Source organism: Mangrovimicrobium sediminis (assembly GCF_004745945.1).
Lineage (GTDB): Bacteria > Pseudomonadota > Gammaproteobacteria > Pseudomonadales > Halieaceae > Mangrovimicrobium > Mangrovimicrobium sediminis.
On the sequence record NZ_SRLE01000002.1, the window covers coordinates 198,369 to 218,284 of the forward strand.

The window sequence follows — 19,916 nt, forward strand, 5'->3', positions numbered from 1 at the left end:
TTCGATGGTTCCCGCATGCTGCCCTATCCGCAAATCGACCCCGTCGCGCTCGACCTCGGGCCGCTCCAGGTGCACTGGTACGGGCTGGCCTACCTCGCCGGGATCGTCGCGGGCTGGTGGCTCGCCCGGCGCCGCGCGGTGCACCCCTGGACGCCGGTCAATCGCGAACAGGTCGACGACCTCGTGTTCTATGTCGCCCTCGGCGTGGTGCTCGGCGGGCGCATCGGCTACATCCTCTTTTATGGCGGCCAGCGCCTGATCGACGACCCGAGTTGGGCGCTGCAGGTGTGGAAGGGGGGTATGTCCTTCCACGGCGGTTTCCTCGGCGTGTTGTTCGCCCTCGTGCTGTTTGCGCGCAAGATTGGCGCGGGTTTCTGGCGACTGGTGGATTTCGTCGCGCCCTTCGTGCCGGTGGGCCTGGGCCTGGGCCGGCTCGGCAACTTCATCAACCAGGAGCTGTGGGGGCGTCCCGCCGATGTGCCCTGGGCCATGCTCTTCCCGGCGGATGAGCTGCAACTGGCGCGCCACCCCTCGCAGCTGTACCAGTTCGCCCTGGAGGGCGTGCTCATGTTCTGCGTGCTGTTCTGGTTTTCGCGCAAGCCGCGGCCTACCTGCGCGGTGTCCGGCTTGTTCGCCCTGCTCTACGGCTGCGTGCGCAGCTTCGCCGAGTTCTTCCGCGAGCCGGACGCGCACATCGGTTTCGATGCCTTCGGTTGGCTGACCCGCGGCCAGTTGCTCAGCCTGCCGATGATCCTCGTGGGCATCGGGCTGCTGGTCTACGCATACCGCGGCGGGCGCGCCGCCACCCCGGACAACGCGAGTGCCCGATGAAACAGTACCTCGACCTGCTGCAGGACATTCTCGACAACGGCGTCAGCAAGGGCGATCGCACCGGCACCGGCACGCTCTCCGTGTTCGGCCGCCAGTACCGACACGACCTGGCCCACGGCTTTCCGCTGCTCACCACCAAGAAACTGCATTTCAAGAGCATCGCCAATGAGCTGATCTGGTTCCTGCGCGGCGACACCAACACCCGCTGGCTAAAGGAAAACGGGGTTTCTATCTGGGATGAATGGGCCACCGAGTCCGGCGACCTCGGCCCGATCTACGGCGCCCAGTGGACGGCCTGGCCGACCCGCGATGGCGGCGCCATCAACCAGATCGACTACGTGGTCGACTGCCTGCGCAACAACCCGGACAGCCGCCGCATCCTGTTTCACGGCTGGAACGTGGAGTACCTGCCGGACGAGCGGGTGAGCCCCCAGGACAACGCCCGCGCCGGACGCATGGCGCTGCCCCCCTGTCACCTTTTGTACCAGTTCTATGTGGCGGGCGGGCGGCTCTCGGCGCAACTGTACATCCGTTCAAGCGACTCCTTCCTCGGCCTGCCCTACAACACCGCCAGCCTCGCCCTGCTCACCCACATGCTGGCGCAGCAGTGCGACCTGCAGCCGGGTGAGATCATCGTCACCACCGGCGACTCGCACCTGTACAGCAACCACCTGGAGCAGGTTCGCGAGCAGTTGTCGCGGGCGCCGCGGGCGCTGCCGCGGCTGGAGCTGCTGCGCCGCCCGGCGAGCATCTACGATTACCGTTTCGAGGACTTCGCGATCCACGACTACGACCCCCACCCGCATATCGCCGCGCCGGTGGCGATCTGAGCGCATGCCGCGACTCGCTGTCATCGTCGCCGCGGCGACCAACGACGTGATCGGCCGCGATGGCGGGCTGCCCTGGCACCTGCCCGCGGACCTGAAGCACTTCCGCGACATCACCATGGGCAAGCCGATGCTGATGGGGCGCAAGACCTATGACTCCATCGGCCGCCCGCTGCCCGGGCGCACCAGTATCGTGGTGACCCGCGATACCGCGTGGTCCGCTCCGGCCGGGGTGCATGTCGTGTACAGCGAGGAGCAGGGCCAGGCCCTGGCGGCGGAGCTCGCCCGCGAGCAGGGTCTCGAGGAGTACATGCTGATCGGTGGCGCCCAGTTGTATGCCAGCCTGTTACCACAGGCGCAGCGTATCTATCTCACCCGTGTGCAAGTCGAAGTGCGTGGAGATGCACGTTTCCCGGCACTGGACGCGGGCGAGTGGCGGGAAGTGTCGCGCGAGGATCACGCGGCGGATGACAAAAACCCCACCGGATACAGTTTTATCGTGCTCGATCGGGTTGTTACTGTCATCTGAGTGTCATCAAAACGTTACCACCTTTCGTGACTCGATTTTTAAGTGTTACCTAACTACTCAAAAGCCGGAGGGCGTGCTGTCGGCGGCTGGCGAGAATTGAAAATCAGTTTGCAATCGGCTTAAATGTGCTCCCTCTGTTTACCGACTCTGGTTGTATTCACTATATACAAAGTTCCGATCCCGGTTTGATCAGAGCCGATTCTTTTTCGTTGGACACAGGAAATAAAACTCCCATGACTATGCATCGATTGAAACATGCACTGATCGCTGCACTCGTCACTGCGGGCACCCTCGGGGGGGCAGCAGTTGCGGTGCAGGCCAGCACACTGGACTCCGTACTTCAGGTTGGCGAAGCCAAGAACAAGGCCGCCAGAGAGTCACAGGTGAAGATCGACCGGCTGGCCGATGAAACCCGCGACCTGCTCAACGACTACAAGACCGTCACCAAACAGATCGACGGCCTCAAGGTCTACAACGCCCGCCTGCAGCGCCAGATCGATAACCAGGTCCAGCAGATGGCCGACATCGATGAGTCCATCGACCAGGTCACGGTTATCCAGCGGCAGATGACCCCGCTGATCATTCGCATGATCGACGGTCTCGAGAAATTCATTGAGCTGGATGTGCCCTTCCACATGGAAGAGCGCGAGCAGCGCATCGCTTTCCTGCGCTCCAACCTGGATCGCGCCGACGTGAGCGTCGCGGAGAAGTTCCGCCAGGTGCTCGAAGCCTACCAGATCGAAAACGAGTACGGCCGTGGTATCGAGGCCTACAAGGGGGCGGTCGACATCAACGGCCAGGAGCGCGAGGTCAACTTCCTCAGCATCGGCCGCATCGCCCTGGTCTACCAGACCACCGACACCGAACTGGCCGGCGCCTGGGACCAGGCCAGCCGCAGCTGGGTTCCGCTGGATCGCAGTGAGTACCGCAACGCCATCATGGCTGGCCTGCGCATCGCGCGCAAAGAAGCCGCCATCGACCTGCTGACCCTGCCCCTTCCCGCTCCGGAGGCCCTGTAATGAGCATCAAATTGTTTAAGGCCGCCACCAGTGCCGCACTGGCGGGTCTGCTGACCTTCTCCGCCCTGCCTGTGTTCGCCCAGGAAGCGAAGAGCCTCGACGAGCTGCTCGAGTTCGTCAAGCGCGGCCAGGTCACCGAAGCCAAGGAAAACCGCGAGCGCGAAGCCCGCTTCGCCCGCGACAAGGCCAACCAGGCCGCTGAACTGAAGCGTGCCGAAGCCGAGCGCACCCGCCAGGAGCAGCTCTCAGCCCAGCTGGAAGAGCAGTTCGAAGAGAACGAGCTCCAGGTAGCCGCCAAGCAGCAGCAACTGCGCGAGAAGCTGGGTACCCTGTCCGAGCTGTTCGGTCACCTGACCTCCGCCACGGGCGACCTCGCCCGCAACCTGGAAAACTCCCTGACCTCGGCGCAGTACCCCGACCGCGAAGTGTTCCTGCAGGGGCTGATCGACAAGATGAGCCAGTCGGACAAGCTGCCCTCCATCGATGAGATCGAGCGTGTCTGGTACGAGCTGAACCGCGAAATGGTCGAATCCGGCCGCGTCGTGACTTTCGACTCGCAGGTGATCAAGCCCAACGGTGACCAGGTCCAGCAGCGTGTCCTGCGCGCCGGTACCTTCAACATCGTCTCCGACGAGGGCAAATACCTGAACTTCCAGCCCGGCAAGGGCACTCTGGAAGAGCTCGCCCGCCAGCCCTCCGGCGCCTACCAGGGCTGGGCCAAGGCCCTGTTCTCGGCTACCAGCGGCGCGAACAAGTTCGGCGTTGACCCGACCGGCCCGACCGGCGGCTCCTACCTGTCCGCGCTGATCAACAGCCCGACCCTCGAGGAGCGTTGGCACCAGGGTGGTCCCGTCGGCTACGCCATCACCGCAGTGGGTGTGTTTGCCCTGTTGCTGGCCGTATGGCGCCTGCTGGTCCTGAGCGCGGTCAGCGCCAAGGTCAACAAGCAGCTGAAGTCCGACAAGGCCAACACCAACAACCCGCTGGGCCGCGTACTGAAGATCCACGAGGACAACCCCTCCATGGATACCGAGACTCTCGAGCTCAAGCTTTCCGAGGGTATCCTCAAGGAAACCCCGAAGCTGGAAAGTGGCCTGACCGTGCTCAAGATCATCGCCGCGGTGGCCCCGCTGATGGGTCTGCTGGGTACCGTGACCGGTATGATCATCACCTTCCAGGCGATCACCATCTTCGGCGCCGGCGATCCCAAGGCAATGGCTGGCGGTATCTCCAGCGCGCTGGTAACCACCGTACTCGGCCTGCTGGTGGCAATCCCCACCGTACTGCTGCACACCTTCGTCAACGGTCGTGCGCAGCGCATCATCCATGTCCTGGATGAGCAGACCACCGGTATCATCGCGGAGCACACCGAAGCCAATCTGAGGTCTTGATATGGGCGGACTGGGTGGAATGTATGAAGTCCTTATGGGCTTCATGGACAAGGGCGGCCCTGTGCTGTGGCTCATCGCCGTCCTTCTCTTCGTCATGTGGATGCTGCTCTTCGAGCGAATCTGTTACTTCAAGCTTGGCTGGAAGGGCGATGTCGCCCGCGCGATCGGCACTTGGGAAGGGCGCTCTGAGCGCAAGTCCTGGAATGCCCACCAGATTCGCGAGAAGCTGATCTCCGAGTGCCGCATCCAGATCAACCAGTACCTGCCGGTGATCAAGACCCTGGTGGCCCTGTGCCCCCTGTTCGGTCTGCTCGGCACGGTCTGGGGGATGATCGAGGTGTTCAACGTCATGGCTGTCACCGGCGGTGGCGATGCCAAGTCCATGGCTGGCGGTGTCCAGCAGGCCACGATTCCCACCATGGCGGGAATGGTCGCCGCCCTGTCCGGTGTGTTCGGCAATACGTATGTGACCAGGATTGCCCAGCGGGAGACCGAGTTCCTGCAGGACAACCTGACAACCGATCATTGAGAGCGTAGTTAATGCGTAAGAGAAACCGAGGTGCGAATGAGGAGGAGGCGGAGATCGATCTCACGCCGATGCTGGATGTCGTCTTCATCATGTTGATCTTCTTTATCGTGGTCGCCTCTTTCCTCAAGGAGGCGGGTATCGAGGTCAACCGGCCCGACAAGTCCCAGTCCGACCCCTCTGATGCGACCAGTATTGTCGTGACCATCACCGGTGACGACCAGATCTGGATGGAAAACCGGCGTATCGATATCCGGGCCGTGCGGGCCAACGTGGCCAAGCTGCTGGCCTCTGACCCCGAGCAGTCATTTGTGGTGAGAACCGAACCCGGTGCGACTTCCAAGACCCTCATCGCTGTCGGCGACGCCGCCCGTGAAGCGGGAGTCCTGGCTGTGAACTGGCCAGAGGAGGCGAAGCGGTGAGTAGGCGAGGCAACAACTCAGGTGGCGCGGCGTCCCAGGGCGGCGGTGAGGGTGAAATCGACTTGACCCCGATGCTGGACGTGGTCTTCATCATGCTGATTTTCTTCATCGTGACCTCCTCGTTCATCAAGGAACCGGGCGTCGATATCAACAAGAGCGAAGCCCTCTCGACCGGGGCCTGTGAACGCGGCACCATTATTTTCGCGGTCACTGCAACGGGCGATATCTACTACGACAAGAAAGAGATCACACTGGACGGCGCCCGCCGCATGGCGGAAGCGGCCAAGAAGGAGTCGCCCAAGGCGAACTTCGTGATCCAGGCGGACGAGGAGTCGCCCACGTCGGTGCTCAACGATTTGTTCACGATACTGAAGCCGCTGATGGACGCGCCCCTGTGTGCTTCTACGGAAGAGGCGGGATAGATGGGTAAGTCAGTACGATTCATCGTAGCAATCGCGCTCGCGGTGCCTGTGGCGATTGGTCTGTTTGCCATCATGAACAAGCTGATCGACCGCCACTTCGAGAACCCGGACGTCAAGGCGACCAAGGTGGCCGAGATCGTCCGCCAGGACAAGGAAATCGAGACCCAGCGCGAGGTCAAGAAGCCGGAGAAGGTGGAGGATCCCGAGGAGCCGCCGCCGGACCTGGATACCCCCGAACTGGATATGGATGTCGACGTCGATATCGTCAACGTTGCCCCGGTCGGCAAGGTCGACGTCAGCGTCAGCACCACGGGCATGTCCACCAGCGACGGCGAATACCTGCCCATCGTGAAGGTCGCCCCGATCTATCCGCGTCGCGCGCAGTCCCGCGGTATCAGCGGCTACTGCATCGTCGAGTACACGGTAACGACCTCGGGCGCTATCCGCGATCCGCAGCCGGTCGACTGCCAGCCCTCGGGTATGTTCGAGAAGGCCTCGGTCAGCGCCGCGCTGAAATTCAAGTACAAGCCCCGTGTGGTGGACGGCCAGGCCATCGAGGTGGCCGGCGTGCAGAACAAGTTCACCTATGAGCTGGAAGAGTAACGAGGCACAGGTGCTATGACATTGTTGAAACCGACAACCTGGACCCGCGCCGCACTGCTGGCCCTGCCGGTACTCGCCGCGCAGGTCGCGGTCAGCCAGTTGCAGTCCGACCTCGGCGCGACACCCTTCGCCGCCGCCGTGGCCCAGGAAAAACAGGCCGACCAGCGCGAGACCCGGCGTACCCCGGCGCTGCGCAACCAGGTGTATGAGAAGCTCTCCGAGGCGCAGACTGCGGTCGAAGCCAAGGATATGGCCACTGCGCAGAAGATCCTCGACGACATGCTCGACGACAGCGGCAAGCGCGCCCTGAACAGCTACGAGCTGGCCAACGTGTGGAACCTCTACGCGTTCGTCTACTACGACAAGGGCGACTTCGCCAATGCGTTGAAGGCCTACGAGAACGTGGTCAAGCAGCCGGACATCCCGCTGGCCATGGAGATCAATACCCGCTTCACCATCGCCCAGCTGTACTTCGTACAGGAGCAGTGGCAGCGCGGTATCAACGCGCTCAACGAATGGTTCAAGATGACCGATACCCCGAATCCGGAAGCCTATGTGCTGCTGGCCCAGGGTTATTACCAGCTCAAGCAGTTCGACAAGTCGCTGGCCAACGTCGAGAAAGCGATCTCCATGCACAACGAGCGCCAGCGCGAGAAGCCCGCGGGCGAGCGCAAGGCGGCCAAGGAGCAGTGGTACAACCTGGCGCGCTTCCTGTACTTCGAGAAGAACAACGTGCCCAAGACGGTGGAGATGCTGGAAATCCTGATCCAGAACTATCCGAAGAAGGAGTACTGGGTCCAGCTCTCGCACATGTACGGCGAGCAGAAGAAGGAGACCGAGCAGCTCGCGGCGATGGAAACCGCCTATGTACAGGGCATGCTCGACAAGGGTTCGGAGCTGGTCACCATGGCCTACCTCTACCTGAACCGCGAAGTGCCCTACAAGGCTGCCAAGGTAATGGACCAGGGCCTGACTTCTGGCGCTGTGGACGGCACGTCCAAGAACTGGGAAATCACCGGCAGCGCATGGCGCCAGGCCCAGGAAGTGGACAAGGCCATCCCGGCGATGGAAAAGGCCGCGGCCAAGTCTTCAGAGGGTGAACTGTACGCGCGCCTGGGCAACATCTACCTGGATGGTGACCAGTTCCGCAAGTCGGTAGATGCGATCGACAAGGGCCTGGCCCGCGGCGGCGTACGCCGTCCGGATACCGCTTACCTGGTGAAAGGTATGGCCTACTTCAACCTGAAGGAGTACGACAGCGCGCGCAAGGCGTTCCAGATGGCAGCGCGAGACAAGCGCTCCGAGGAGTTTGCCAAGCAGTGGCTGAAATACATGGACTCCGAACTCGAGAGGCAGCGCAGCCTGGCCGAGGGGTAATCCGGACGCGAAAGCCACCGCGCGCTGGCGCGTGGTGGTTAAGCGAAAAAAGGAGCTCGTTGAGCTCCTTTTTTTATTGTGTTGTTACAGGGCGATGACGTTGGCGGCCTGCGGGCCTTTCTGGCCTTCGGTCACCTCGAACTGTACTTTCTGACCGTCGGCCAGGGTACGGAAGCCCTCTCCCTTGATAGCGCTGAAATGAACGAAGACGTCGGGACCGTCCTCGCGCGCGATGAAACCAAAGCCCTTGCTCTCGTTAAACCATTTAACGGTGCCGGTGGTGGTGGACATAACTCTATTACCTGTATTACCTGATCGCCCCGTGAGGGGACTTGCATTGAACGAACACGGTTGACGTACAAAGGACCTTTGGGGAACTTCGAGCGCTTTCCAATTCAGCCGAAAAAAATCCGACTCTCTTGAGTGTATCACCAGATTTCGTAACTCGCCGTGTTCCGGGGCAAAAAATTTCTCGGGAATAATTCGCCAATTCTGGCCAATCTTTGACCAGCTGGTCCGCCGTGCGGCGCTCAGGTGGGAAGCAGGGGGGCGTGGGCTGCACCCACCAGTCCGGGGTGGGAAGCGGTGATGATGTGCACCGGCATGCGCGCGAGTATGCCGCGCATGGCACCCTTGCTCTGCAGGCGTTGCAGGAACGCGGTCTCGCCGAGGAAGCCGGCAATGCGCGGCACGATACCGCCGGCGATGAACAGCCCCTGCCAACAACCGGTGACCAGGGCGAAGTCGCCGCAGGCAGAGCCCAGCAGGTCGCAGAAGGTGGCCAGGGTGAGGCGGCACAGCGGGTCATCGCCGTCCAGGGCGCGGGCGGTGATCTGAGCCGGGTCCAGCGCGTCGGCGGCGCCGCCGTGAATCCGGGTGATGGCCTGGTGTAGCCGCTGCAGTCCCGGCCCGCTGACCAGCAGTTCCGTGTAGATGTCCGGGTGGTGCTCGAGCAGGAGCGCGAAGATCTCCAGCTCCAGCGGATTGCCCGGCGACAGCCCGGCGTGCCCGGGTTCGCCACTGCCGACCACCGGCTCGCCGGCTATTCGGCGCAGGGTGGCGCCACCCAGCCCGGTACCGGGCCCGATCACCGCCAGGCGCTCGCCGTCGTTCGTCTCGCCCGGCTGCACCGTAAGCAGTTCGCTGTTGTCGAGGTGGGGCAGGGCGTGGGCATTGGCCTCGAAGTCGTTCAACCAGCGCACTGCGCGCCAGCCGAAGCGCGCGCGCAGGGCCTCGCGGGAGAACTGCCAGCCGATATTCACCATCTCGATGCGGTCGTCGGCCAGCGGCGCGGCGATCGCCAGGCTGGCCTGGCGCGGCGGGGCCTCGTCCAACTGCGCCAGCCACGCGTCGATGACCCCGGCGAAGTTGTCGTAGTCGCGGTTGCGGAAATCGACGCGGGCGCGGTACGCGCCGGAGGCCGGGTCGTACAGCGCCAGGCGCGTGTTGGTGCCGCCGACGTCGGCGACCAGGCGCGGTTCCCCGGACATCAGGGTACCGGCAGGATCTTGATGATGTTGGTGGTGCCCGCCTGGCCCATGACCGTGCCCTTGGTGAGCAGGATGGAGTCACCCTTGAGCAGGTAGCCGCCGTCTTTCAGGAACTCGATTGCGCGCGATTCCACCTCCTCGTGCTCGAAGGCGTCGGCGTCGAAGTACAGCGGGATTACACCGCGGCACAGGCACAGGCGCTGCAGCGTCTCGGCGTTATTGCTCAGGCCGAAGATCGGCAGGCCGGAGCTCAGGCGCGACATGCGCAGGGGGGTATTGCCGGACTCGGTCAGGCTGGCGATGCCGCGCACGTTGGGGTAGTGATTGGCGGCGTAGATCGCCGACATGGCGATGGTCTCCTGGGCGGTGGAGAACTGCCGCTCGACGCGATAGCGCGAGGTGCGCGCCACCGCCTGCTGTTCCGCCCCGCGCGCGGCGTCGGCCATGGCGCTGACCACCTCCACCGGGTAGCTGCCCACGGCGGTCTCCGCCGAGAGCATCACCGCGTCGGTGCCGTCGAGCACCGCGTTGGCCACGTCGAACACTTCCGCGCGGGTGGGCATCGGGCTGTCGATCATCGACTCCATCATCTGTGTCGCGGTGATCACCACGCGGTCCGACTTGCGCGCCTTGGCGATCAGGGATTTCTGGATGCCGATGAGCTGGGCGTCGCCGACCTCCACGCCGAGGTCGCCGCGCGCCACCATCACGCCCATGGAGGCCTGGATGATGCCGTCGAGGACTTCCTCATTGGCCACCACCTCGGCGCGCTCGATCTTGGCGATGATCGCGGACTGCAGGCCGGCTTCGCGCAGAAGGTCGCGGGTCTGCTCGATGTCCTCCGCACTGGAGACGAACGAGACCGCGACGAAATCCGGGGCGACGTGGGCAAGGTCGTCGATATCGGCCATGTCCTTGGCGGTCAGCGCCGGCGCCGCGAGGCCGCCGCCGAGGCGGTTGATGCCCTTGCGCGAGGCCAGCTTGCCGCCGACCAGCACGGTGGTCTCCACGGTGTGCTCACCAACGTCGTCCACGCGCAGGCGCAGGCGACCGTCATCCAGCAGCAGGGTGTCCCCGGGACCCACGCTCTCGCACAGGGCGGGGTAGTCGACGCCCACCGAGTGGGCGTCGCCGTCGTCCGGCCCCAGGGAGAGGTCCAGGCACAGACGGTCGCCGGGGGCCAGTTTGATCGGGCCGTCGCGGAAGCCGGCGATGCGGATCTTGGGACCCTGCAGGTCGGCCAGGATGCCGACGTAGCGCCCGGCGATCGCCGCCTGCTTGCGTACCCGGCGCGCCACCGTGGCGTGCTGCTCGGCGGTGCCGTGGCTGAAGTTGAGACGGAAGACATTGACGCCGGCCGCGATCAGCTTGGCGATCATGTCGTCGGATTCACTGGCCGGCCCGATAGTGGCCACGATCTTGGTGCGTCGGTTTACCTTGAGAGTCACTTGGAGTTCCAGTAGAGGATCACTTGGGGTGCCGGTTGCCCGGAGTTCCAGCAGCAGGTTTCCAGTAGAGAGTCAGCCGGGACTCCAGGCTGGAACGGCTGCGCTCCCGGCGTGCGCGCGTCCCCCGCTTACTGCCGGAAATAATGCCCTGTTCGCTGCGCGAGTGCCAGTTACAAACCGGCGGTTGCGCTATTTCCGCGGTGCAAGTTCGTCGATGAAGCGCCTGGTGAGGTCCGGGAAATCACTGAACAGTCCGTCCACGCCGGCGGCCTCGAACAGGGCGCGGTGCAACTCGTCGACGCTGTCGACGCCGTCGGGCAGGTCGTCGGCGCGCAGGGTGTAGGGGTGCACCAGCAGGCCGCGGGCACGGGCCGCAGCGGCGAGTCCGGTGGGGGCGAGCTGGTTGTCGCGCAGGGCGACTACCTGCGGTATCCAGGGGCCGATACCGTCGGCGTAGCCTGCGATGTGGGCGAGCCCCGCCTCGCTGCGCAGCCAGTCGTAGTCCACCGCGCTGTCCTCGCCCCAGTCGTTCTCGCCGATCAGCTGGATCAGCGGCAGCGGCGTGTGCAGCTCGCGGCGCAGGCGGATGAGGGTGGCGTCGTCGAAGCACTGCAGGAAAACCTGCTCGCTGCGCTGGTCGTAGCCGGTGGCCCTGAGCACGTCGAGCACCGCCACGGCGATCTCGTAACCCTGGGCGGTGTGCCAGTTGGGCGACTTGAGCTCGATGTACAGGCCGCGCCGCTGGCCGCGCGAGTGGTTGAGCCCGTCGATCAGCTCGATCTCCTCGCGCAGGGTGGGCAGGCGGAATTCACCCTGGCCCAGGGGGAAGCGCCCGGGGTACACGGCGCGCTGCAGGCCGTCGTCGTCGCGGCGCGAGCGCTCGTGCAGGCGCAGCTCGCGCAGCTCCTCGAGGCTGAAGTCCAGGGCGTAGTAGCGGCCGTCCTCGCGCGCGCGGTCCGGGAAGCGGGTGGCGACGTCGCTGGTGCTTTCCAAGTGGATGTCGTGGAGGATCACCGGTACGCCGTCGCGGCTCAGCACCACGTCCTGCTCGAGGTAGTCGGCGCCCATCGCGTGGGCCAGGGCCTTGGCCTCCAGGGTGTGTTCCGGGAGGTAGGCGCTGGCGCCGCGATGGGCGATGACGATCGGCTGGCTCATGCCGGAGGAAGGGGCAGCACTGTTTGACGCTGCGCCCAGTGCGAGCAAAAGCGCGCCGGCGATGCGATACAGGCGTTGCACGCCGGACTCACGCTGGGCGTCGTGTTCAGGGCAGGGCGGTGATCCACTCCGCGTTCTCGAACCACTTGTCGCGCAGTTTGTTGAGCAGGCCCATCTTGCCGTAGGAGTCGAGGTAGTTGTCGACCAGGTTCTGGAACTGCGCGTCCTCGCGGCTGATGGCGATGCCGATGGGTTCCAGGGTCAGCGGTGCCTGCAGCGTCACCAGACCCTTGCCGAGGTGGCGCAGCACCGCGAGCTTGGTGACCGCCATGTCGGCCAGCAGGGCATTGACCTCGCCGTCCAGCACCATCTGCACGCCGGCGTCGCTGCTCTCGACCAGTACCAGTTCCGCCTCGGGGATATTCTCGGTGACGAAGGTGGCGCTGGTGGAGTTCTTCACTGCCGCGAGCTTCACGTCACCGCTGTTCAGCGGGTTGCTGTCGGTGGCGCCGGCCAGCACCGTGTCGCTGGTCAGGATGGACTTGCCGGACATCACGTACGGACCCGAGAAGTAGGCGCGCTCGGAGCGCTCCGGGGTGATCGACATGTTGGAGATCACCATGTCGAGTTCGCCTTTTTCCAGCGCCGGCAGCAGGTCGCCGAAGGGCATGACCTTGATATCCAGTTGCACGCGCATCGCCGCGGCGAGGGCCTGGGCGAGATCGACGTCGTAGCCCATGACGCCACCCTGGCGATTCTTGACGGTCATGGGTGGCTGGTCGGCGGACATGCCGACGCGCAGCACCTTGAAGTCGATGATGCGCTGCAGGGTCTCTCCGGCGCTGGCAAGGCCGGGCAGGGCCAGCAGTCCGGTGAGCAGGAAGCCGATAAGGGTACGGCGGGTAAATTTGGTCATGGGCTGTTCTTCTCCTTGGGTTTTCTGGTTTGCGGGCAATCAGAGCACGCAGTGCTTGGCGTAGACCTTGGCGTCGTTGCCGGACCACTCGCCCTTGGGTGTGTCTTCCAGGCGTTTACACCAGGCTTCCGAACCAATCTCGGTATCGTCGAACAGGCAGTTCCTGGCGAAGGTGGCCGCGTCGGAGGCGGTCCACTCGGTCTTGGCCTGTTCCGACTTGGCTTCGCACCAGGCGTGACTGCCGGGTTCCGGGCTGCAGGCGGCCAGTAGCGGCAGGATCACAAGCATTAACGCTGGTACGGGCATTGCCGGCAGTGCTCTGCGCATGGGGCGGTCCTCGCTGGGGGTGTCTCGTCCTGCGGCTAAGTATTGCACCTGTGTGCGGGGGCCGCCAGTCGGCGCCGGCGCTTGGCAAGCCGGGCGGCAGCTGCTATTAATTGCCGCATGGAGAACGAGTCACCCGCCATCGATACGCGCACCCCGTCGCCGCCCTACGGCTACTCCTGTGAATGCACGCTCAGCCCCGAGGAGCAGATTCACGTGGTGGCGCTGTTTCATGCCAACAAGATCCGCCCCAGCCGGATCGCCTTTCGCGTGGGTATCGATATCGCGTTTATCGAGCAGTTGATCGCCGGCGAGGTCGAGGCCGAGCGCTTCCCGCGCCTGGTCGCGCAGTATCGCCGGGAACGCTACCAGCAGCGCATGCACGACAGTCGCCGGCGTAGTGGCGGCCAGCGCTATGAGCTACAGCAGCGTATCGAGCGCGAGTTTCACCAGGAGACCGAACTCTAGCGGCGGCTGCCAGCCGGCGCTTCAGGCCGCCGCCAGGATCAGCTCGCTGACCCGCGCGTCCAGGCTCACCGCCTTGATCAGGTGCAGTTGCCCGCGGGCGTCCTCCACCAGCGCCGTGCAGTTTTCCACCCAGTCGCCATCGTTGCAGTAGAGCACTTGGTCGTACTGCTTCACCACCGGGTGGTGCAGGTGCCCGCAGATAATCCCGTCGTAGCCCGTATCCGCCGCCAGCTTGACCGCCGCCTGCTGGTAGGCGTTGATCGCCTGCTCGGCCTGGGCGACGTGGGATTTCAGCCAGCCGGCCAGCGACCAGTAGGGCCGGCCGCTGAGGGCGCGCAGGTGGTTGAGCATGCGGTTGAGCATCATCACCATGTCGTAGGCGATGTCGCCGATCCAGCGGTTGATGCGGCTGTAGCGCACGGCGAAGTCCAGCTCGTCGCCGTGGATGACCAGGAAGCGGCGGCCGTCTGCGGTGGTGTGCACGGCGCGCTCGCGCAGGGAGACATTGCCGAACTCACTGCCGCAGAACTCGCGAAAGTTCTGGTCGTGATTGCCCGGCACGTAGATCACCTCGACCCCGGCGCGGGATTTCTTCAGCAGTTCGCGCAGCACCGCGTTGTGCGCCTCCGGCCAGTAGACGCGGCGGTGCATGGCCCAGACGTCGACGATGTCGCCGACCAGGTAGAGCTTTTTACAGTGCACCCGCTTGAGCAATTGCAGCAGGTGTTCCGCTTTACTGTGGACGTTGCCCAGGTGGACGTCGGAAATCCACAGGGTCTCGCAGTCGATGTGGCCGTCAGGTCTTTGTGCGTTCATCAGTGCTGCCCTCCCCAAGGTAGCGTTTGCGCTTCTTCGGCTTGAGTTTGCTCAGGTCGGCCAACACCAGGCTGTCGACACAGTCCCCGAATTCGTGGTCCACGTTGAACGCGGTAAAGCTCACGCCGCCGGGTTCCATGGCCGAGGCGTAGTGCTTGTACAGCGTGGGGACGGGCAGGCCCTTCTCGGCCAGCGCGTCGCGCAGGGCGCGGAAGTCCTCGTCGTGGTCCGCGCCGCTGAATTCGCTGGCGAACTGTGCCTGCAGTTGCGGCGGGATGACGAAGGGCGTGCGTGCGCTGGCCTCGAGATCCGGGTTGCCATAGTACAGGTGGTGAAAGTGTGCGATGCGCGCGATGCCGTCCTCACCGTACAGGGCGCTCACTGAAGCGGGCCCGAACAGGTAGCGGTAGCGCGGGTACTTGCGCACGAAGGCGCCGATGCCGAACCACAGGTAGTCCAGGCTGTTGCGGTTCTGGTACTTCGGCTGCACGAAGCTGCGCCCCAGTTCCAGGCCCTGCTCCATGATCGGGCGCAGGTTCGGCCCGTAGTTGAACAGGGTGCTCGAGTACAGGCCCGCCACGCCCTGGGTCTGCAGCAGCTTGTCCGCTTCGCCCAGGCGGTAGGCGCCGGCGATTTCCAGGCTCTCGCTGTCCCAGAGCACCAGTTGCTGGTAGTGGCTGTCGTAGCGGTCGATGTCACGCGGCTTGCCGGTGCCCTCGCCCACGGCGCGGAAGGTCAGCTCGCGCAGGCGGCCGATCTCGCGCATGACACAGGGCGAATCCTGCATGCGGCACAGCACGATCAGCTTGCCGTCACCGGTTTCGCCGAGCTGCTCGGAAGCCTCGATCTCGCGCTTGAGCAGCAGGCGGTTCTCCGGGTGGGCAACGGTTTCCACCGACTGGAAGATCGGCTTGCCGCCGCGCGCCAGGCGGTACACGTGCTTGCGGAACATACCGGCCAGCTGTTTGGCGGACACGCCCAGACCCGCGTAGTGCTCGTGGGGAATCGGGTTGCCTACCCGTGCGTCCACGGTGTTGTGGCTTTGCTTGAACATCTCGCGCACCAGCCACAGGGTAGAGAGCGGGCGGGCCAGGAATGAAAGACTGTAAAAGAAGAGCGAATTGCGCCCGGCCACGAACACCGGCAGGATCGGCGAGCGGGTGGCCGAGGCGATCTTGATAAAACCGTTCTGCCATTCGCCGTCGCGCACGCCCTTGGCGCCGAAACGCGATACCTCCCCGGCGGGGAAGATAATCAGCGCGCCGTCCTGTTCCAGGTGTTCGCGAATGCGCTTGAGGTTCTTCTTCGGCGTCGAACCGCCCATGTTGTGCACCGGCAGCAGTACCGGGTCCAGCGGCTGCAGGGCACCGAGTACCTCGTTGGCGACTACTTTTACATCCGGCCGCACCTGGCGCACCAGTTGCAGGAGGGCGAGGCCGTCGAGCGAACCGATGGGATGATTGGCGGCGATTACCACGCGCCCGGAGGCGGGGATGCGAGCGCGCTCCTTGTCGGTCAGGCGCAGCGTGAAATCGAAGTAGCGCAGCGTCTGCTCGATGAAGTCGAAGCCGCGCAGGTGGGGGTAGTCCCTTTCAAATTGCTGGAAACGCGATTCGTAAAAGAGAAAGCCCAGGAAGCGGCCCAGCGTGCGCGACACGCGCTGGTGGCGCTGGACAAAATCGGGGTAGCGGCGTTCGAGGAACGCCTGTATTTCCAACAAGGCGGCGCTCTCCCTACTGTTCGATCTGTGGCATGTCTTCGCTGTGCCACACCGAACCGATACTGCGACCACTCTGGTGCTGGCCGGAGGCAAGTACGTCGATCTTGCCGCCGCGTTGCAGGTAGTCGCGAATCTGCGCGTCAATCTCTTCGCGCATACGGTTCTTTTCGCTCTCGTTCATGCGTTGCTGGTTTCTGCTCATCGGAGTCCCCTCCCGACTTTTGCCGGCAGCATCGCCTTTGCGTGTTACAGGGGGACGAACTGGCGGTGAAGCTTTTATGAAGAGCCCACCGCCGCAGTATTCGTCTTACTTTGTGTGACATTTGCTGCACGTTTCTAGCTACTTTTGCGCCATTCAGGGCACGTTTTGCTAGCGGTTGCTAATTGTCATCGAACCGTCACATATCAATAACATTTCCGTCACCTCGCGCTTTTAGCATGCCGCCTGTTATCCAGTTGTGCGGATGCTGCTGCGCGCTTTGTCGGTGCGCCGCCCGCCAACTATTGCTTTTTCAACGAACAGCCGGTCCTGAGGCGTCCATTTTTATGAAGAGATTCATCAGCTTTGTGGGGATAGCCCTGTCCCTGATGTCACATCAGGTGTTGGCCGCTACGGTCTATGTCGCGGTGTTCCTCGACGAAGCGCCCCTGAGCGGCGTCTACGTGACGCTGGACGATGTGCCGCTGGGTGTCACCAATGAACGGGGCGCCGCCCAGACTCTGGTCGGCGATGGCGAGCACAAACTCGAGTTGTCCGACGACGACATCACGCTGCCCGTCACTTTCTCATCCTCAGCCGATGAAGATGTCGAAGTCCGCGTGGTGTTCCACGAGGCTGAAGGTGTCGAGCCGGTCATCGATATTCGCAAGTTCGATGAGGGCGCGACCGGCGCGAGCGGCTACATCACCGGTACCGTCACCGACGTCGCGGGCCTTCCGATTGCGGGCGCCACCGTGACCGCACCCGGCTCGGGCGCCAGTGCCACCACCGATGCCGACGGCATCTACGTGCTGCAGGTGCCGCGCGGCGACTATCCGCTGGAGGTGTCTGCCGAGGGCTATAACGACGCCACCATGGGCCGCCTACACGTGATGGCGGACATGGGCGTGACCGTGGGTGTGACCCTGCGCGAGCCGACCCCGGCTGGCACTTCGGTCGCCCTGCCCTCGACCCAGGTCGAGGAAGTTATCGTCATGGGCGTGTTCCAGGCGACCGAGAATTCCGCGGACATCGAGCGCTTCGCCACCACCATCACTAACGCGATCGACGTCGCCCAGCTCGAGCGTTTCGGCGACAGCGACGTGGCCTCCGCGCTGAACCGCGTGGTCGGCGTCGCGGTTACCGACGACAAATACGCCACGGTGCGCGGCCTCGACGGCCGCTACATCTCCAGCACCCTGAACGGCCTGCTGATGCCGAGTACCGACCCGCAGCGCCGCGACGTGCAGCTCGACCTGTTCCCGACCAACATCCTCGGTGGCATCGAGATCCAGAAGTCCTATACCCCGGACCAGCTGGCCACCACCACCGGCGGCTCGATCAAGATCCTGACCAAGGGCATTCCCGACGAACGCGTGCTGAAGGTCTCGGGTTCCCTTGGTTACAACTTCGACTTCACCGGCGACGACATCGTCTCCCATCGCGGCAGCAACACCGACTGGGCGGGCTTTGACAGCGGCCTGCGCAAGCTGCCGCAAAGTGTGGTCAATGCCACTGACGGCGGCCGCTCGCTGACCATCTGTGATCCGTCTGTCGACCCTGTGCGCTGTACCTCCGAGTTGGAAGCCGCACAGCTGGGCGTGAAGTTCCAGGATGACTACAACCTGAAGGACAAGACCGCACTGCCCGACGGCGGTGTCTCGGTGGCCTTTGGTGACCGCCTGCAGGCCGGCGACAGCTCCAACGAATGGGGCTACTACCTCGCCGCGGACTACGACTACAGCACCAGCGATCGCGGCGACGCCGAGCTGACCAACCCGCTGGATACCACCGGCTTCTACAACCGCGCCAGCGAGACCGTCAACGTGAACGGCTACGGCGTGGTCGGCTACGAGTACGGCGCCGCCAACGAGATCCTCAGCAAGACCACCCTGCTGCGCAGCACCGACGACACCACCCGTCACGAAGTGGGTGTCGATCTCGAGGGCAGCGAAGTCGACAAGACCATCTTCCAGTACGTCGAGCGCCAGTTCTTCTCCCAGGCCTTCACCGGCCACAACGACTGGGACCTGGACCACGGCATGCACGCTATCGACTGGCGTGTGGCCTACTCGCGCACCAACCGCGACGAGCCGGACCGCCGCCAGTACACCTATTTCAACGGCAACCTGTCCACCTCCGCCTTCGAGCGCCGCTGGTCGGAGCTCGAGGAAGACGCCATCGACGTGGTGTTGGACTACACCTTCACCCTGGACTGGGGCCAGCTCTCCAGCACCGACTTCAAGGCCGGTGTGCTGTGGTCGGACAAGGAGCGTGAAGTGGAGCAGTATCGCTTCGGTATCCGCCTCGGCGACCGCCGCGATATCTCGCTGGGCATCGACCAAGACCTGGAGAAGGACATCCTGCCCTACTACAACTTCGCCCTGGATCGCGTGCGCCTGGCGGCCAACACCGCGGACACCGACTCCTACGACTCCACCGAGGAGATCAAGGCCTACTACCTCACCACCGACACCGAGTTCGGCGAGGACTGGAGCATGACCCTGGGTGCGCGCTACGAGGACTTCTCCCAGGAGCTGTCCTACCCCAACCAGACCGGCGCGGACAACCTGCTCGAGGCCGACGACTGGTACCCGGCATTCGCCCTGACCTGGCGCCCCACCGAGGAGATCCAGGTGCGCGGCGGCTGGAGCGAGACCGTCTCCTACCCGGGCCTGATCGAGCGTTCCGAGTCGCTGTCCTACGACCCGGAAACCGACGACCCGATCTTCGGTAACCCGGACCTCGATGTCTCCACCATCGAGAACCTGGACCTGCGTGTCGAGTACTACTTCGCCGAGACCAGCAGCGTGTCGCTGGCGGTGTTCTCGAAGAAGATCGACAAGCCGATCGAGACTGCACTGCCCGACGCCTCCGGCTCCGCGGCCAGCGGTATCACCTTCCGCAACCAGGACTCCGCGGACCTGCTCGGCGTCGAGCTGGACGGCCAGATGGACCTGCTGGACGAGGCCGATTACCTGCTGTTCGTCGGCGGCAACATCTCCTACATCGACTCCGAGGTTGAACTGGGTCCGGATTCCCTGCGCCTCGAGGGCGCCGCGGCCAACGGTCGCCAGTTGCAGGGCCAGTCCGAGTGGCTGGCCAACATCCAGATCGGCTTCGACCACTACCCTACTGACCAGAAATTCACCTTCCTAGTGAACTGGTTCGACGACCGCATCTTCCGCATCGCCCGCGGCGCGGCCACCGGCCCCGAGATCGAGGCGGGCAGGGTACTGATCGACCTGACCTACGAAAAGATGTTCGGCGAAAACTTCACCGTCGAAGCGGCGATCAAGAATCTACTCAACGAGAAAGTGGATTACGAGCAGAACGGCAGGACCATCGAGAGCTACCAGACCGGTACTTCGATCGGCGTGACGCTTAACTACGAATTCCTGTGATGGGCGAAGCGGCAGCGCGGCTTTCGCGG

Annotated in this window: 21 protein-coding genes; 12 read left to right on the forward strand and 9 right to left on the reverse strand. The window is 64.0% G+C overall.

Features of this window, described 5'->3' with window-relative positions:
* Positions 1-15 precede the first annotated feature (15 nt).
* From lgt to E4634_RS02545, 10 genes are all read left to right on the forward strand, one after another.
* The gene (gene lgt / locus E4634_RS02500) at positions 16-831 is read left to right on the forward strand and encodes a prolipoprotein diacylglyceryl transferase (protein ID WP_135441014.1); all 816 of its coding nucleotides are present in this window, start codon (positions 16-18) and stop codon (positions 829-831) included.
* The gene (locus tag E4634_RS02505; RefSeq protein WP_135441015.1) at positions 828-1,661 is read left to right on the forward strand and encodes a thymidylate synthase; all 834 of its coding nucleotides are present in this window, start codon (positions 828-830) and stop codon (positions 1,659-1,661) included. Before lgt ends, E4634_RS02505 begins: the two co-directional genes overlap by 4 nt.
* A 4-nt stretch (positions 1,662-1,665) precedes the next feature.
* On the forward strand, positions 1,666-2,187 hold the full coding sequence (locus E4634_RS02510; RefSeq protein WP_135441016.1) for a dihydrofolate reductase: 522 nt from the start codon (positions 1,666-1,668) through the stop codon (positions 2,185-2,187).
* 233 nt (positions 2,188-2,420) lie between these two features.
* Entirely contained in the window at positions 2,421-3,206 is a 786-nt protein-coding gene (locus tag E4634_RS02515) for a DUF3450 domain-containing protein (protein ID WP_135441017.1), read from the forward strand.
* Positions 3,206-4,597: a MotA/TolQ/ExbB proton channel family protein gene (locus tag E4634_RS02520; RefSeq protein ID WP_135441018.1), complete on the forward strand. Its 1,392-nt coding sequence runs from the start codon at positions 3,206-3,208 to the stop codon at positions 4,595-4,597. Before E4634_RS02515 ends, E4634_RS02520 begins: the two co-directional genes overlap by 1 nt.
* Before the next feature lie 19 nt (positions 4,598-4,616).
* On the forward strand, positions 4,617-5,126 hold the full coding sequence (locus tag E4634_RS02525) for a MotA/TolQ/ExbB proton channel family protein (protein ID WP_240725056.1): 510 nt from the start codon (positions 4,617-4,619) through the stop codon (positions 5,124-5,126).
* A gap of 11 nt (positions 5,127-5,137) precedes the next feature.
* The gene (locus E4634_RS02530; protein ID WP_135441019.1) at positions 5,138-5,545 is read left to right on the forward strand and encodes an ExbD/TolR family protein; all 408 of its coding nucleotides are present in this window, start codon (positions 5,138-5,140) and stop codon (positions 5,543-5,545) included.
* Between the two features lie 71 nt (positions 5,546-5,616).
* Entirely contained in the window at positions 5,617-5,967 is a 351-nt protein-coding gene (locus E4634_RS02535; RefSeq protein ID WP_135441126.1) for an ExbD/TolR family protein, read from the forward strand.
* Complete coding sequence (locus E4634_RS02540) at positions 5,968-6,570, forward strand: energy transducer TonB (RefSeq protein ID WP_135441020.1); 603 nt, start codon at positions 5,968-5,970, stop codon at positions 6,568-6,570.
* Positions 6,571-6,585: 15 nt separating this feature from the next.
* Positions 6,586-7,947, forward strand: coding sequence for a tetratricopeptide repeat protein (locus E4634_RS02545; protein ID WP_135441021.1), 1,362 nt, complete (start codon positions 6,586-6,588; stop codon positions 7,945-7,947).
* Positions 7,948-8,031: 84 nt separating this feature from the next.
* Here E4634_RS02545 and cspE read toward each other — a convergent pair whose 3' ends face one another.
* From cspE to E4634_RS02575, 6 genes are all read right to left on the reverse strand, one after another.
* Positions 8,032-8,238 (reverse strand): transcription antiterminator/RNA stability regulator CspE, encoded by a 207-nt coding sequence (gene cspE / locus E4634_RS02550; RefSeq protein ID WP_135441022.1) that lies wholly within the window; start codon positions 8,236-8,238, stop codon positions 8,032-8,034.
* 239 nt (positions 8,239-8,477) lie between these two features.
* Positions 8,478-9,437: a glucokinase gene (locus E4634_RS02555; protein WP_135441023.1), complete on the reverse strand. Its 960-nt coding sequence runs from the start codon at positions 9,435-9,437 to the stop codon at positions 8,478-8,480.
* Entirely contained in the window at positions 9,437-10,885 is a 1,449-nt protein-coding gene (gene pyk / locus E4634_RS02560; protein ID WP_135441024.1) for a pyruvate kinase, read from the reverse strand. Before pyk ends, E4634_RS02555 begins: the two co-directional genes overlap by 1 nt.
* Before the next feature lie 189 nt (positions 10,886-11,074).
* Positions 11,075-12,121: a glycerophosphodiester phosphodiesterase gene (gene glpQ / locus E4634_RS02565; protein WP_240725057.1), complete on the reverse strand. Its 1,047-nt coding sequence runs from the start codon at positions 12,119-12,121 to the stop codon at positions 11,075-11,077.
* Positions 12,122-12,146: 25 nt separating this feature from the next.
* Positions 12,147-12,956, reverse strand: a complete 810-nt coding sequence (locus E4634_RS02570) for a transporter substrate-binding domain-containing protein (RefSeq protein WP_135441025.1) — start codon at positions 12,954-12,956, stop codon at positions 12,147-12,149.
* Positions 12,957-12,995: 39 nt separating this feature from the next.
* Entirely contained in the window at positions 12,996-13,283 is a 288-nt protein-coding gene (locus tag E4634_RS02575) for a DUF3012 domain-containing protein (protein ID WP_206046772.1), read from the reverse strand.
* Positions 13,284-13,400: 117 nt separating this feature from the next.
* Here E4634_RS02575 and E4634_RS02580 point away from each other — a divergent pair, with 117 nt between their 5' ends.
* Positions 13,401-13,748 (forward strand): hypothetical protein, encoded by a 348-nt coding sequence (locus tag E4634_RS02580; RefSeq protein ID WP_135441026.1) that lies wholly within the window; start codon positions 13,401-13,403, stop codon positions 13,746-13,748.
* A 21-nt stretch (positions 13,749-13,769) separates the two neighbouring features.
* On the opposite strand, the gene E4634_RS02585 is transcribed toward E4634_RS02580, so the two are convergent.
* Genes E4634_RS02585 through E4634_RS02595 form a run of 3 tightly spaced genes read right to left on the reverse strand, consistent with a single transcriptional unit; the run spans position 13,770 to position 16,486 of the window.
* Positions 13,770-14,564, reverse strand: a complete 795-nt coding sequence (locus E4634_RS02585) for a UDP-2,3-diacylglucosamine diphosphatase (RefSeq protein WP_135441027.1) — start codon at positions 14,562-14,564, stop codon at positions 13,770-13,772.
* Positions 14,545-16,284: a bifunctional ornithine lipid synthase OlsF gene (gene olsF, locus E4634_RS02590; RefSeq protein ID WP_135441028.1), complete on the reverse strand. Its 1,740-nt coding sequence runs from the start codon at positions 16,282-16,284 to the stop codon at positions 14,545-14,547. The genes E4634_RS02585 and olsF overlap by 20 nt, the downstream gene beginning before the upstream one ends.
* A gap of 13 nt (positions 16,285-16,297) precedes the next feature.
* Positions 16,298-16,486: a hypothetical protein gene (locus E4634_RS02595; protein WP_135441029.1), complete on the reverse strand. Its 189-nt coding sequence runs from the start codon at positions 16,484-16,486 to the stop codon at positions 16,298-16,300.
* A 344-nt stretch (positions 16,487-16,830) separates the two neighbouring features.
* On the opposite strand from E4634_RS02595, the gene E4634_RS02600 reads away from it, so the two are divergent.
* A complete protein-coding gene (locus E4634_RS02600; RefSeq protein ID WP_167854735.1) occupies positions 16,831-19,887 on the forward strand; it encodes a TonB-dependent receptor in 3,057 nt (1,018 codons plus the stop codon).
* The last annotated feature ends 29 nt before the right edge of the window (positions 19,888-19,916 follow it).